The sequence below is a fragment of the Pseudomonas sp. MH9.2 genome (assembly GCF_034353875.1).
Classification (GTDB): Bacteria; Pseudomonadota; Gammaproteobacteria; order Pseudomonadales; family Pseudomonadaceae; genus Aquipseudomonas.
In genome coordinates this window covers 2,252,560-2,266,795 of sequence record NZ_CP133784.1, presented here as the reverse complement: position 1 = coordinate 2,266,795, position 14,236 = coordinate 2,252,560, and the positions used below count along the sequence as shown (strand labels likewise).

Sequence of the window (14,236 nt, the reverse complement as noted above, 5' to 3'; positions counted from 1 at the left end):
GACCATGGCAAACGTGCAAAGCGGGAAAATGATCGTCGGCTTGGATATCGGCACCTCCAAAGTGGTGGCGTTGGTGGGCGAAGTCGGGGCGGATGGCACCCTGGAAATCGTCGGTATCGGCACGCATCCTTCCCGTGGCCTGAAGAAGGGCGTGGTGGTGAACATCGAGTCCACCGTGCAATCGATCCAGCGCGCCGTTGAAGAAGCTCAGCTGATGGCCGGTTGCCGTATTCACTCGGCTTTCGTCGGTGTAGCGGGCAACCACATTCGCAGCCTGAACTCCCACGGCATCGTGGCGATCCGTGACCGTGAAGTCAGCATGGCGGATCTGGAGCGTGTACTCGATGCCGCCCAGGCCGTGGCGATTCCAGCGGATCAGCGGGTGCTCCACACCCTGCCGCAGGACTACGTGATAGACAACCAGGAAGGCGTTCGTGAGCCTTTGGGGATGTCGGGCGTACGTCTGGAAGCCAAGGTTCATGTGGTGACTTGCGCCGTCAATGCCGCACAAAACATTGAAAAATGCGTGCGTCGTTGCGGGCTGGAAATTGACGACATCATTCTCGAACAGCTGGCTTCCGCGTATTCGGTGCTGACGGATGATGAGAAAGAACTGGGCGTTTGCCTGGTCGATATCGGCGGCGGCACCACCGACATCGCCATCTTCACCGAAGGCGCTATTCGTCATACCGCAGTCATCCCGATTGCGGGCGATCAGGTTACCAACGACATCGCGATGGCGTTGCGTACACCTACCCAATACGCCGAAGAGATCAAGATTCGCTACGCCTGTGCCCTGGCCAAACTGGCTGGCGCCGGCGAAACGATCAAAGTACCAAGCGTCGGCGACCGTCCACCACGTGAGTTGTCCCGTCAGGCGCTGGCTGAAGTGGTCGAGCCGCGTTACGACGAGTTGTTCACATTGATTCAGGCCGAGCTGCGTCGCAGTGGTTATGAAGACTTGATCCCGGCCGGCATCGTGCTGACCGGTGGTACCTCAAAAATGGAAGGCGCGGTCGAACTGGCCGAGGAAATCTTCCATATGCCGGTACGCCTCGGCGTGCCGCACAGTGTCAAAGGGCTCTCGGACGTCGTCCGCAACCCAATCTATTCCACTGGTGTGGGGCTGTTGCTGTACGGGCTGCAAAAGCAATCCGACGGTATTTCGTTGTCCGGCATCAGTAGCAGCAGCTATAGCGATGAACCTAAAACACCGGTATTCGAGCGCCTCAAGCGCTGGGTGCAAGGCAATTTCTAAGTTTCAAAGCAGTAGTAGTGGTAGGCAGTAGGCGAAAAAACTAGAGAAAATGAAAGGAGAGGGAAAATGTTCGAACTCGTAGACAACGTCCCGCAAAGCCCGGTAATCAAGGTTATCGGTGTTGGTGGTGGTGGTGGTAATGCTGTTAACCACATGGTTAAGAGCAACATCGAAGGTGTGGAATTCATCTGCGCCAACACTGACGCACAAGCGCTGAAAAGCATCGGCGCACGGACCATCCTGCAATTGGGCACTGGTGTGACCAAAGGTTTGGGTGCTGGTGCCAACCCTGAAGTAGGTCGTCAGGCTGCACTGGAAGACCGTGAGCGCATTGCTGAAGTGCTACAGGGCACCAACATGGTGTTCATTACCACTGGCATGGGCGGCGGTACCGGTACCGGTGCTGCACCGATCATCGCCGAAGTGGCCAAGGAAATGGGGATTCTCACCGTTGCAGTGGTGACTCGTCCGTTCCCGTTCGAAGGCCGCAAACGCATGCAGATCGCCGATGAAGGCATCCGCCTGTTGTCGGAAAGCGTTGACTCGTTGATCACCATCCCTAACGAGAAGCTGCTGACCATCCTCGGTAAGGACGCCAGCTTGCTGTCGGCTTTCGCCAAGGCTGACGATGTACTGGCCGGTGCTGTTCGCGGTATCTCCGACATCATCAAACGTCCGGGCATGATCAACGTCGACTTCGCTGACGTACGTACCGTGATGAGCGAAATGGGTATGGCGATGATGGGCACTGGCTGCGCCAGCGGTCCGAACCGTGCACGTGAAGCGACTGAGGCAGCCATCCGCAACCCGCTGCTCGAAGACGTCAACCTGCAAGGTGCTCGCGGCATCCTGGTCAACATCACTGCCGGTCCTGACCTGTCCCTGGGTGAGTACTCGGACGTGGGTAGCATCATTGAAGCGTTCGCCTCCGAGCACGCGATGGTCAAGGTCGGTACGGTTATCGATCCGGACATGCGCGACGAGTTGCACGTGACCGTGGTTGCCACTGGCCTGGGCGCGAAAATCGAGAAACCTGTGAAGGTGATCGACAACACCCTGCAGACCTCGCAACAACATGCTGCAGTGCAACCTTCTGCACGTCAGGAGCTGCCGTCGGTGAATTACCGCGATCTGGACCGTCCGACTGTGATGCGCAACCAGGCTCACGCCGGTGCTGCCGCTGCAGCGAAGATGAACCCGCACGATGACCTGGATTATCTGGATATCCCGGCTTTCCTGCGTCGCCAGGCCGATTGATGAAATGTATCAGGGGTATTAGGGTGATTGGTGTTCAGCAAAGGCCGGGTCTGCTATTATCGCCAGCCTTTGTTGATACCAGTTCGCAACTTGCGCTGAAGCGGCCAATGCCATGATTAAACAACGCACCCTGAAAAATATTATCCGTGCCACAGGTGTAGGCCTGCACTCGGGGGAAAAGGTTTACCTGACCCTCAAGCCCGCACCTGTGAATACCGGCATCGTGTTTTGTCGTGCCGACCTCGACCCTGTGGTGCAGATCCCTGCCCGTGCGGAAAACGTCGGTGACACCACCCTGTCGACCACTTTGGTCAGCGGGGACACCAAGGTGGACACGGTAGAGCACTTGCTTTCGGCCATGGCTGGCCTTGGCATCGATAACGCCTACGTCGAACTCTCTGCCTCCGAAGTTCCAATCATGGACGGCAGCGCGGGACCCTTCGTATTCCTGATTCAATCTGCCGGCCTGGAAGAACAGGACGCAGCCAAGAAATTCATTCGTATCCTGAAAGAAGTTACTGTGGAAGAGGACGGCAAAACCGCCACTTTCCTGCCTTTCGAAGGGTTCAAGGTGAGTTTCGAGATCGACTTCGACCACCCTGTTTTCCGTAACCGTACCCAAAGTGCAACCGTGGATTTTTCCAGTACTTCTTTTGTTAAAGAAGTCAGCCGCGCCCGTACCTTTGGGTTCATGAGTGATATCGAGTACCTGCGCAAGCACAATCTCGCACTTGGCGGTAGCGTAGAAAATGCCATCGTGGTCGACAAGGACGGAGTGCTTAACGAGGACGGCCTGCGGTACGAGGACGAATTCGTCAAACACAAAATCCTGGATGCAATCGGTGACCTTTACCTGCTGGGCAATAGCCTGATAGGCGAGTTCCGAGGCTTCAAGTCTGGGCACGCACTGAACAACGTCCTTCTTCGCGCATTGATTGCGCAGAAAGATGCTTGGGAAATCGTGACCTTCGAAGACGCCAGCACCGCCCCGATCTCTTACATGCGTCCTGTTGCGGCCGTGTAATTAGTACTCTCTCTTTCCTTTTGTTTTTTAAGGCTGCCTTCGGGTGGCCTTTTTTTATGGTTGTTGAAGAGTGCAGGGAGAATGTAAGAATAACCCTGCGAAATTGAGAGACGTCTCCTACTGGGTTTGTCGGCAGGGTGGGATACCTTTAGTCGGTTTATCTACCCAAAATTACCGTTCATTCCGATATGAAGAACGGCGATGCCCACTGCCCCAACGTTCACGCTCAGCATCAAAGGAGCTAAAGACAACGAGTTACTTGTTCTAGCCTTTTCCGGCGAAGAGGCCATCAGCGAGTGCTTCGACATCACCGTCGATGTGGTCACCGACCGACCGCCGCGCGAGCTGGAAAGCCTGCTGCACAAAGAAGCCTATCTGGCTTTTGGCGATCGGGGCCTGCACGGCCATATCTACTCCATCCGGAAAGGCAAAGTGGGCACCCGGTTGAGCCACTACCAACTGGTAATGGTGCCGTTTCTGCGCTATTTGCAGCACGCCAGTAATCGGCGGATTTTCCAGAACCTGACCACTGAAGCCATCCTCCGCGACGTGCTCAAGGGGCATGGTTTGCTGAACGGTTTGCACGTGCTGTTCAACATCGGCCCGGAGAAACCGGTCCCGCATGAATATTGCGTTCAGTACGATGAATCTGACCTGCATTTCGTCAGCCGTTTGTGCGAGGCCGAAGGCTACTTCTATTACTTCAAGCACTCCCCGGAAGGGCACCAACTGATCTTCGCCGATCAGGAAACCGAGTTCTATCACGCGGGCAATCCCACCGTGGTGATGCCGTTTCGGCCGATCAACGGCATGGCGGCAGAGCATCCGGTGATCCAGGCGTTCGGCGTAGGCCTGAGCACCCGCGCCAGCCGCGTCACCCACCGTGATTACGACTTCCAAAACGCACACCTCTCGCTGGAAGCGGACCGGGACTCCAAGGTATTTCCGAACCTTGAGACGTACATCTACCCCGGAGAGTTTGATACCGCGCACCAAGGACGGGTACGCACGCGTCGGGCGCTGGAGCGACTTCGCGGCGATGCTGAACTCGCCCAAGGTCAGAGCGACCAGCCTTTGCTGCGCAGTGGCACGCCGTTAAAGGTAGAAGAACACCCGGAGCCGGCCTGGAACGTGGTCTGGTTACCGACTTGGGTGTTTCATGATGGTCGCCAGCCTGCTGTATTAGAGGAATACGCGGTCAGTGACGAGCCGGTGGAGTCCGGTCGAATCACTCAGGGTTATCGCAATGAGTTCATTGCTATCCGCGAGACCGTGCAATTTCGGCCTGCCCTCAAACATCCAGTCCCGAAGATTCAAGGCATGCAAACCGCCGTGGTGACCGGCCCTGCCGAAGAGGACATCCACTGTGATCAATACGGGCGGGTAAAAGTCCGTTTTCACTGGGACCGCAGTGAAGAAAACGAAAGCACCAGCTGCTGGGTGCGGGTGGCCTCCAGCTGGGCCGGCGCCGGATACGGCGCGGTCACCATCCCCCGCGTGGGCATGGAAGTGTTGGTCGCCTTCGAAGAAGGGCACGCCTGCAAGCCGATTGTGGTCGGATGCCTGAGCAACAACACCCATCAAGTGCCTCACAACCTGCCGGAAAACAAAACTAAAACCGTTTTGCGCAGCAAAAGCACCGGAAAAACGTCTGGTTTCAATGAGCTGAGCCTGGAAGACAGGAGCGGGGCAGAGCTGATCTACCTCCGCGCCCAGCGCGATATGGAGCAGTTGATCCAGAACGACAGCCGCATCGAAATCGGCAACGAACGTCTGGAAACCATCAAAGGCAACAGCACCACCGTGCTCAAGGCCGAGGAAAACGTCACCGTCACCGGCGCCCGCAAAGTGCAGTTGTTGGCCGACGATCACCTCGACGTCGCTGGCAGCAGTCACACCCGCGTCGGTGGCGACTTGTTGATGGCCGCCGGGCAAGAAGTGCACATCAGCGGTGACAACATCGTCATCAGCGGTGGCCTCAGCTTGACGCTGTCGATCAACGGTCAGCACATCGTCATCAATCCGGCGGGGATTTTCAGCAGTACACCGATCCAGGTCGGCGGCGCACCGGTACCGGGGACCCCTGCAATGCCGTTGGCCCCCGGCGACACTCAAACACTGATTGCAGGAGGGGTTCCGCCGTCGATCGTCTTCGCGTCAAAAGGGCAAACCGATACCGCTTCGCGCATGCCACTGCTGTGCCCGCTGTGCGTGCTAGCCAACACGGAGCAGACCCATGATTAATGCAAAAAAACCAACCCTGTGTTTGCCCGACGACTTTTCCTGGGAACAAACCGTTGCGCTGTTGCTGGATGCAGTACAGGTCAAGACGCTGCTGCCGCGTCTGTTTCAATGGGACCCCGAGGTGACAGTCGAGGTTATTTATCTGCGGACCCGGTTTGCGCAATTCAGGGCGCTCTCTCCCTGTCTTGTACGCCTGAAAGAGCCGAGTGACCCCATTCTTGAGCAGTTTTTGGCCCATGTCGGAGAGCATTGGGGTTATCTATTGGCCTGCGATGCCCCATGGGAGCAGGTGGCCGCGCATTGGCGCTGGCTGGCAAGCGTCGAACACCCCTCGGGTGAGGAAATGCTGCTGCGCATCGCCGATCCGGCAGTGGCCCATGCGGTGTTCAGCGACACAGTATCCTCGACGTCCACCCTGTTTGGACCTTGCCTGCGGGTCATGGTCGTCAACGCGGTGAGCGACGGTTGGCGCCACTACACCCGTGCCGGTGAGCGACCCGCTCCGAACCACGCCGCGTTGTACCGACTGAACGAGCGGCAGGTGGAGCTTCTGAATGAAGCCAGTTTCGACAAAAATGTGACCGAACTCTACGGGCACATGGGCGAATTTTTTCCCGACTACCGCATGGATTTGCAGCCCCAACAGCGCTGGCAGCACTTGCGTGGCCTGGCAAAGCGGGCAGTCGAACTCGGCTTTGAAAGCGAGGCCGACATCTGGTTGTACGCCAACGCCCATGGTTTTCTAGGCGAACAGCGGCTTGTGGCCGATCCAGAAATCGCCAGCCTGCTGAACCCCGCGTCCCCACTCCCACCCAGCACGCGTATCGCAATGATCACCACGTTGGTCGAGCGCAGGAGCCACCCATGACCGACCTCATGACCCCCCGTGGCCATTTGGCTAATTTGATCGCCCAGTCCCGCAGTCGCGATAACGTCAGCGCTGGAGGGGTGTGCCCACTGACCAAAACCACGATCCAGTTGCTGCCGGTCCGCTACGGCCTGGTGGAGCACCTTACGCCTCCCTCTGACATCCCCATGCCCCACACCTTGCAGAGCAAGGCCATGGGCATTCGCTTGTTGCGCAACGGTTACTTGTACGTCATCGATAACACGACCGGTTATCTGCACGAGTACTTCGTGGAACAAGGTTCTCTGAGCAAATTATTGTGGCAGGGCACCGAGGTCGCCAGCGATGTCCGTGAGCATGCCATCGAAGGTGGGTCCACCCTGACCCTCGCTCGCCGCAGCACGGTGTACGTGGCCTACTCGGAAATTCAGTGGACCGCCTACAAGTGCTCGCAAGTGATCCGGCACGCCACCGAGCGCGAACACTTCATGCAACGCGTCGACCTGACCGCCACCAGCAGTGAGCACACAGGCCAGCATTTACTGACCGAAAAGCAGGCCACAGACTGGCTGGCGGAAGTGGCGGAAAATCGTTGCGAAACCGGCGGTCGCGGCCCGGTCGATCAAGCCCCGGGCAAGACCCTGCCCGACGGCGCAAGCACGGAAGAAAACACCGCTTACATCTGGGAACACACGCCGCTGTTTCGCCACACCTGGATCGAAGAATTGACCAGCCAGGTCGATGGCGCACACCAGCGCGATTTCCTGTTTCTGGTGGTACGTGACGACATCGGCATCATGCGCGACCTGGCCGCCGCCCAGCTCAAGGTCGCTGACTGGATCGGTCAGTGGAGCGACGATGACGCCCTGCAACGCCAGTACCTCACGGGCGCTTACATTCAGTCCCTGTACGACGTCAGCCAGAAACGCTTGAGCGAGCTGGCCACCGATGACCCGCGTTATGCCGCGTTGATCAAGGACACCACCGAATCAGAACGCGAGACGCTGCTGAACTACTTACGCATCAAACGCGATTATCACGGGCCGGGGGTGTACGGCGACGAGAGTCACTGGCGTGAGCTGGCGCAGACCAATCCCTTCGCCAAAGCCTCCATGGAATTACGTGATGCGCTGGGTGACCCGCGTTGGCAACACCATCGAGAGGCCATCGTCGAGCTGAACTTCCAGACCTACGAAGCCCTGCACGGTGCCGAACCGGGTGAGCGCGGTATCGATGACCTGGTGAATCGGCACGCCATGCAAGCCTTTGTGCTCAAACAACAAACCCTGTTGCAACACTGGCAAGGCCAGCTCAAACGCATCCGCGCCGACCGCCTGAAGATGATCGTCGAAGGCCATTTCCATCGCGCTGCGTGGTACTACGATTTCCAGCAAAACGAGCAGATCAGACATCGACTGGAAACCGAGCTCGAGTGCGTCGCCGCTATCTGCGATGACCGTGAGGCCATGGTGCAACTGGAAGCCTATCTGGAGAAAAATCCGCTGGTCCAGGTGCCAGGGCTGGATACCCTCGGCAGCGCCGATCAGTTGGATCTGAAGAAAAAACTCGCCGACCTCGGCAACTTCAGCATCAAGCTGACCGACGCCCCCGGCGCTGTGGCGGAGCTGGATGCACTGGCTAACCAGTTCAACAGTTTGATGCGGCAGCGCTTGCCGAACTATCAGCGGTTGACTGGGGAGTTTCAGGGGTTGAGCAGTTTGTTGGGTGGGGCGTATGACCCGGCTTTACAGATGACCACAGCTCATCAACTAGACATCTTTCAACGGGACTTTCAGCGTGGCGCCAGCATTGATCCCAATAGTTTCATACGCAATATCGGCCCACCGGCACGGCTGCGATTGCTTCGCTCTTACGCCACCAGCGGACTGACGCTTCGTGCGGCTACGCCATGGGAAATAGAGCATTTCAACCTCGACCGCAGTACTGCCCTGAACATGCGCCACGAACTCAAGGAACTTTACACGCAGCGTCGTCACGACGTGATGTGGCAGCGCGACGTGAAGGGGCTGAACAATCAGATTGTCGCCCTCAAAGCCCGAATGGTGCCTGTAGAGGATCGCCTGAGCCACGCATTGACGCCCGGCGGCAAGGGCCCCGGCCAGTTTGGCTTGGTGCTGGGCAACATGGATGCCGAGTTGAGCGAAGAGATGCAACGCACCGTGCGTGATTATCGGAGCAGTGGCACGTTCAAAGGACCGGTGGCGAGTGTGCTCAAGTCCAAGGGCGATCAGATTGCGGTGGTGTTGTTTTATTTGCATGCGATGAAGTTTGTGAGTGTTATAGGGGATATCGCAGAAAGAGATCGCAGGGGGCTACGAGAGTTCGCGCAGTTCAGCGAAGCATTAGTGCTCGTACTATCCGCAGGCTTTGCTGCCACGCAAGGATTAGCAGTAAGCATATTGCAATATCATATCGGCCAAATGGAAAGTTCCGCCGGCAAGCTCAGTTCGATGGCTCGATTGGGTCAATGGTCTGCTATTGCCGGACTGGGAGCCTTTGCTTTTGGATTCGCGGCAGCCACCATTGACTTTGGAAAACATGCTAGGCAATGGGGTATAGCGTTATCGCAAGGTGACGGTAAAAAACTGGCCGCTACTTCATTACAAATGAGTGGCGATGCAATTTTAATGGGCACTAACGGATGGGGGTTCAAGCACACCTATTCAATCACCACCGAGATTTTGAGGCTGCCGCGAGAACTGCGCGCTCTGGCGTGGGCGGAGAAAAGTCCGCGACTGATCAACGTTGCCGTACGAGCGAATGTGATTGGCGTTATTGGCATGGCATTGCAACTGGTCGGTGAAGGTCTCTATAACTACTTCAATCTGGATGCCATGAAAAAATGGATGCATCACAGTGCATGGGGCCACGACGACGTCAAGCAGGGTCTGGAGGATGACTGGAGTGATCTGGCTGCCGTGGTCCAGCAGCCCCTGTGTCAGCTGATTCGTAATGGTAAAGACACTGAGCTGCGCCTGACCTTCCCAGGGGTAAGAACCGCCGAACTGGACCGTCGCGAAGTGTCAATTGAAGTGTATCAGCGTCAACCCAGCGAGCAACCTTACAAGCGCGTTGGGCGAGCAGTGTACGTTCCACCTTACTGGGAGGAACGTAGCGAATATGTTGCTAACAGACTTACGGTACTCAGTCAGGGAAATGAGGGGCTGGTCTTGAGACTGCCTATTTTTTCCCTGGAGTTATCCGACTCTTTCGGCCTGGCACTGGCCGTCAGCTACAAGGTGGAAGACCATCGTTCACTGCGCCATCGGACGATTTTTCATGTTCTGGATATTCATCGCTCTACTGTGTACGGGGTGAGGATTGAGCAACAGGGGACGTTCAACTACAAACCGCACAAAGAACTTCCTGCTCGGCTCAGACCCATCGAACCCTGGTTCTTGAAGCAGGACGAGTTGAAGTACCTCGATGCTGAGTAGAGTATTCAATCGTAAAGAAAACCCTGCGCCGTCCATGACAGCGCAGGACATCACAAACAATCGTCCTACTGTTGGCGAGGTGCGGAAGCATGGGCTGGAAGAAACACTGTATTTAGCACCGTTGCCGGTGTGTACCGGTCAAGCGCCCGTGAGCATGCAGAATTTCTCAGCGATGAATGATGTGTATCTGCAGATGGGCGGCAGCAACAACGGTATGGTTTTTCAGGGGAAATTGTTGGCTTGGGTTATGTGGCTAATGATTTTCTTGATATTTATCTGCCCGCTCATGCTTGCATTGATTTTGTTAGCTGCAACGCCGCCCAATACTAATAACTCATTTTCAAATGACTGGAACATATTATTTTCTTGGTTCTTGAATTTAGGGCTTTGGGTGGCTCCGATATGCATTGGAATTATGATTGAAACCGTTATTTCTGGCGTCCGCACCCAAGCCAAACAATATCCCCTGCGCTTCAACCGCCAACGTCGCGAAGTTTGTTTCGTCGACAGCGACACCCACGAAGTACTGGTCGTGCCATGGGAGCGCGTGGTCGCCTGGGTGTCCCAATCAGAAATGGTCACCCAATACGGTGCCACCCAGTTCTACACCTTCGGCATGGGGCTGGAGGACGAGAAAAACGACACCGTGCAGTTCGTATTGGTCGGTAAACCCAGCCAGGCCCATGCCATTGGCACCTGGGAGGCCATTCGTATGTACATGGAGCAAGGCATTCCCAAGGATCAAACGGGCGACTGGCTGAAGATGCTGTTGGGGCGGGAGTTGACCGAGGATGAACTTCGACCCTACGAAGGGCTACACAGTTGGGATGTAGAGCGGCGGATAAAAGAGGACATGGGCAGTTTGCACATGCCGATAAGCGACGAGCGCATGGCCGAAATAGGTCTTGAGCCTCGCACCCGCTGGCCCGTGCGCTGGTGGTACGTGCGCCGCGTTTTAACCTTCTGGAAAATGCCGTACATGATCGCCGAGTGGGGTCACAAAGCCGGCTCGCCCGTGTTGCCCGAACACGTGCAGCGCTGGTCGCAACCGATCCCCGCCGATCAATGGGCCAAACCCAGTCCCGCGCTGCAAAAAGCCACGCGCACGGTGGAAGACGCAATGCGCAAACAGAAAATGACCTTCATGAACGCCTGCGCGCTGCTGAATAAACATGCTCAGTAAAGTATTCAAACGCAAAGATAACCCTGCGCCGTCCATGGCGGCGCAGGACATTACAGACAATCGTCCTACTGTTGGCGAGGTGCGAAAGCATGGGCTGGAAGAAACACTGTATTTAGCCCCGTTGCCGGTGTGTACCGGGCAAGCGCCCGTGAGCATGCAGAATTTCTCAGCGATGAATGATGTGTATCTGCAGATGGGCGGCAGCAACAACGGCATGGTTTTTCAGGGGAAATTATTCGCTTGGGCCATTTGGTTGACGCTAATTGTTTTGGTCTTCTTTCCCATATTGATGGCGACGTTGATCATCATATTTTCACCCGCAGATATCGAACGTTCTTTTTGGGGGCTTCTTTGGATGGGGTTCCAGGCATGTCTTTATGTCGGGATGTGTATGGGGGTTATATCTGTTGGCACCGTCGGTTATACGATTGTCGAGGGCGTCCGCACCCAAGCCAAACAATACCCCCTGCGCTTCAACCGCCAACGTCGCGAAGTTTGTTTCGTCGACAGCGACACCCACGAAGTACTGGTCGTGCCATGGGAGCGCGTGGTCGCCTGGGTGTCCCAATCAGAAATGGTCACCCAATACGGTGCCACCCAGTTCTACACCTTCGGCATGGGGCTGGAGGACGAGAAAAACGACACCGTGCAGTTCGTATTGGTCGGTAAACCCAGCCAGGCCCATGCCATTGGCACCTGGGAGGCCATTCGTATGTACATGGAGCAAGGCATTCCCAAGGATCAAACGGGCGACTGGCTGAAGATGCTGTTGGGGCGGGAGTTGACCGAGGATGAACTTCGACCCTACGAAGGGCTACACACGTGGGACGTGGAGCGGCGGATCAAGGAAGACATGGGCGATTTGCACTGCCCGTTGAGTGATGAGTATCTCGCCAGAGTCGGCCTTGAGCCTCGCACCCGCTGGCCCGTGCGCTGGTGGTACGTGCGCCGGGTTTTAACCTTCTGGAAAATGCCGTACATGATAGCCGAGTGGGGTCACAAAGCCGGTTCCCCCGTGTTGCCCGACCACGTGCAGCGCTGGTCGCAACCGATCCCCACCGATCAATGGGCCAAACCCAGTCCCGTCCTGCAAAAAGCCACGCGCACGGTGGAAGACGCAATGCGCAAACAGAAAATGACCTTCATGAACGCCTGCGCGCTGCTGAATAAACATGCTCAGTAAAGTATTCAAACGCAAAGAAAACCCTGCGCCGTCCATGGCGGCGCAGGACATTACAGACAATCGTCCTACTGTTGGCGAGGTGCGGAAGCATGGCCTTGAGGAAACACTGTATTTAGCACCGTTGCCGGTGTGTACCGGTCAAGCGCCCGTGAGCATGCAGGATTTCTCAGCGATGAATGATGTGTATCTGCAGATGGGCGGCAGCAACAACGGTATGGTTTTTCAGGGGAAATTGTTGGCTTGGGTTATGTGGCTAATGATTTTCTTGATATTTATCTGCCCGCTCATGCTTGCATTGATTTTGTTAGCTGCGACGCCGCCCAATACTAATAACTCATTTTCAAATGACTGGAACATATTATTTTCTTGGTTCTTGAATTTAGGGCTTTGGGTCGCTCCGATATGCATTGGAATTATGATTGAAACCGTTATTTCTGGCGTTCGCACCCAAGCCAAACAATACCCCCTGCGCTTCAACCGCCAACGTCGCGAAGTTTGTTTCGTCGACAGCGACACCCACGAAGTCCTGATCGTGCCATGGGAGCGCGTGGTCGCCTGGGTGTCTCAATCAGAAATGGTCAGCCAATACGGTGCCACCCAGTTCTACACCTTCGGCATGGGGCTGGAGGACGAGAAAAACGACACCGTGCAGTTCGTATTGGTCGGTAAACCCAGCCAGGCCCATGCCATTGGCACCTGGGAGGCCATTCGTATGTACATGGAGCAAGGCATTCCCAAGGATCAAACGGGCGACTGGCTGAAGATGCTGTTGGGGCGGGAGTTGACCGAGGATGAACTTCGACCCTACGAAGGGCTACACACGTGGGACGTGGAGCGGCGGATCAAGGAAGACATGGGCGATTTGCACTGCCCGTTGAGTGATGAGTATCTCGCCAGAGTCGGCCTTGAGCCTCGCACCCGCTGGCCCGTGCGCTGGTGGTACGTGCGCCGGGTTTTAACCTTCTGGAAAATGCCGTACATGATAGCCGAGTGGGGTCACAAAGCCGGTTCCCCCGTGTTGCCCGACCACGTGCAGCGCTGGTCGCAACCGATCCCCACCGATCAATGGGCCAAACCCAGCCCCGTCCTGCAAAAAGCCACGCGCACGGTGGAAGACGCAATGCGCAAACAGAAAATGACCTTCATGAACGCCTGCGCACTGCTGGGTAAGCAGACTCAGTGACCAATAGGCGCATCCCTGCAAATCAGGGCGCGTGGGCGTGGTGCCAGCGTTGCACACGCCGTATCAATAGCGGCAGCGTCCGGCAGTGTTTCTTCAGCCCTTGGGCTTGCCATGACTCGCTAGCCGCTCCAGCGCGGCACGCAGATTAGGGTCGGTAATACCCTCTGCCGTGGCCTGGATGCTTTCTGCGGCGTTGGCCGACAGATGGATGGTGTGTCCTGTTGCGCCCTGTTGGACGGTAGGCGGTTGTACTTTGAACAGGATGCGCGTCAGGCTGGCGAATTCTTCAAAAGCGACCAGCTGTCGTTGCAGGCGTTTCTGTTGATAGCGCAGGCGCGTGGCCCAATGACCGTCGGTCACGATCAGCAACAGGCTGCCTTCACGCCAGGACGCGACGTGGCAGTGTTCACGAGCAGCCGGTTGCAGCTGGGTTTCGAGCAGGCGCTGTAAGTGGGCCAGGCGTTGAGCGTGGTGGAATATGGCTTTAAGCGGCTTCGCCTCGCGGAGCAAGACGGCCGGCGCCCTTGCCGAGAGGGGACGAAATGCCATGTGGGACACCTTGAGTTACAGAGCGGCCATGGTAGCAGAAAGCGCCCGCA

At 56.6% G+C, this 14,236-nt stretch carries 10 protein-coding genes; 9 read left to right on the top strand and 1 reads right to left on the bottom strand.

Features of this window, described 5'->3' with window-relative positions:
* The first annotated feature begins 4 nt into the window (after positions 1-4).
* The 9 genes from ftsA (at position 5) to RHM55_RS10525 (ending at position 13,637) form a co-directional block, all read left to right on the top strand.
* Positions 5-1,258 (top strand): cell division protein FtsA, encoded by a 1,254-nt coding sequence (ftsA, locus tag RHM55_RS10565; RefSeq protein ID WP_219062252.1) that lies wholly within the window; start codon positions 5-7, stop codon positions 1,256-1,258.
* A gap of 66 nt (positions 1,259-1,324) precedes the next feature.
* Positions 1,325-2,515, top strand: coding sequence for a cell division protein FtsZ (gene ftsZ / locus RHM55_RS10560; protein WP_219062251.1), 1,191 nt, complete (start codon positions 1,325-1,327; stop codon positions 2,513-2,515).
* Between the two features lie 112 nt (positions 2,516-2,627).
* Positions 2,628-3,539, top strand: a complete 912-nt coding sequence (gene lpxC, locus RHM55_RS10555; protein WP_219062250.1) for a UDP-3-O-acyl-N-acetylglucosamine deacetylase — start codon at positions 2,628-2,630, stop codon at positions 3,537-3,539.
* Positions 3,540-3,740: 201 nt separating this feature from the next.
* Positions 3,741-5,783, top strand: a complete 2,043-nt coding sequence (tssI, locus tag RHM55_RS10550) for a type VI secretion system tip protein TssI/VgrG (protein WP_322181805.1) — start codon at positions 3,741-3,743, stop codon at positions 5,781-5,783.
* The gene (locus tag RHM55_RS10545) at positions 5,776-6,651 is read left to right on the top strand and encodes a DUF4123 domain-containing protein (RefSeq protein WP_322181803.1); all 876 of its coding nucleotides are present in this window, start codon (positions 5,776-5,778) and stop codon (positions 6,649-6,651) included. Before tssI ends, RHM55_RS10545 begins: the two co-directional genes overlap by 8 nt.
* Entirely contained in the window at positions 6,648-10,088 is a 3,441-nt protein-coding gene (locus RHM55_RS10540; protein WP_322181801.1) for a toxin VasX, read from the top strand. Before RHM55_RS10545 ends, RHM55_RS10540 begins: the two co-directional genes overlap by 4 nt.
* Positions 10,078-11,271, top strand: coding sequence for a DUF6708 domain-containing protein (locus RHM55_RS10535; RefSeq protein WP_322181799.1), 1,194 nt, complete (start codon positions 10,078-10,080; stop codon positions 11,269-11,271). Before RHM55_RS10540 ends, RHM55_RS10535 begins: the two co-directional genes overlap by 11 nt.
* On the top strand, positions 11,261-12,454 hold the full coding sequence (locus RHM55_RS10530; RefSeq protein WP_322181797.1) for a DUF6708 domain-containing protein: 1,194 nt from the start codon (positions 11,261-11,263) through the stop codon (positions 12,452-12,454). Before RHM55_RS10535 ends, RHM55_RS10530 begins: the two co-directional genes overlap by 11 nt.
* Before the next feature lie 415 nt (positions 12,455-12,869).
* A complete protein-coding gene (locus RHM55_RS10525) occupies positions 12,870-13,637 on the top strand; it encodes a DUF6708 domain-containing protein (protein ID WP_322181795.1) in 768 nt (255 codons plus the stop codon).
* Between the two features lie 93 nt (positions 13,638-13,730).
* On the opposite strand, the gene RHM55_RS10520 is transcribed toward RHM55_RS10525, so the two are convergent.
* A complete protein-coding gene (locus RHM55_RS10520; RefSeq protein WP_322181793.1) occupies positions 13,731-14,186 on the bottom strand; it encodes a DUF721 domain-containing protein in 456 nt (151 codons plus the stop codon).
* Positions 14,187-14,236 lie beyond the last annotated feature (50 nt).

Excerpts from the sequence above, each read along its gene's own strand:
- ftsZ (WP_219062251.1), top strand. The coding sequence starts at position 1,325 with ATGTTCGAACTCGTAGACAACGTCCCGCAAAGCCCGGTAATCAAGGTT.
- RHM55_RS10530 (WP_322181797.1), top strand. The coding sequence starts at position 11,261 with ATGCTCAGTAAAGTATTCAAACGCAAAGATAACCCTGCGCCGTCCATG.
- RHM55_RS10540 (WP_322181801.1), top strand. The coding sequence starts at position 6,648 with ATGACCGACCTCATGACCCCCCGTGGCCATTTGGCTAATTTGATCGCC.
- RHM55_RS10525 (WP_322181795.1), top strand. The coding sequence starts at position 12,870 with ATGATTGAAACCGTTATTTCTGGCGTTCGCACCCAAGCCAAACAATAC.
- RHM55_RS10520 (WP_322181793.1), bottom strand. The coding sequence starts at position 14,186 with ATGGCATTTCGTCCCCTCTCGGCAAGGGCGCCGGCCGTCTTGCTCCGC.
- RHM55_RS10545 (WP_322181803.1), top strand. The coding sequence starts at position 5,776 with ATGATTAATGCAAAAAAACCAACCCTGTGTTTGCCCGACGACTTTTCC.
- RHM55_RS10535 (WP_322181799.1), top strand. The coding sequence starts at position 10,078 with ATGCTGAGTAGAGTATTCAATCGTAAAGAAAACCCTGCGCCGTCCATG.
- lpxC (WP_219062250.1), top strand. The coding sequence starts at position 2,628 with ATGATTAAACAACGCACCCTGAAAAATATTATCCGTGCCACAGGTGTA.
- ftsA (WP_219062252.1), top strand. The coding sequence starts at position 5 with ATGGCAAACGTGCAAAGCGGGAAAATGATCGTCGGCTTGGATATCGGC.
- tssI (WP_322181805.1), top strand. The coding sequence starts at position 3,741 with ATGCCCACTGCCCCAACGTTCACGCTCAGCATCAAAGGAGCTAAAGAC.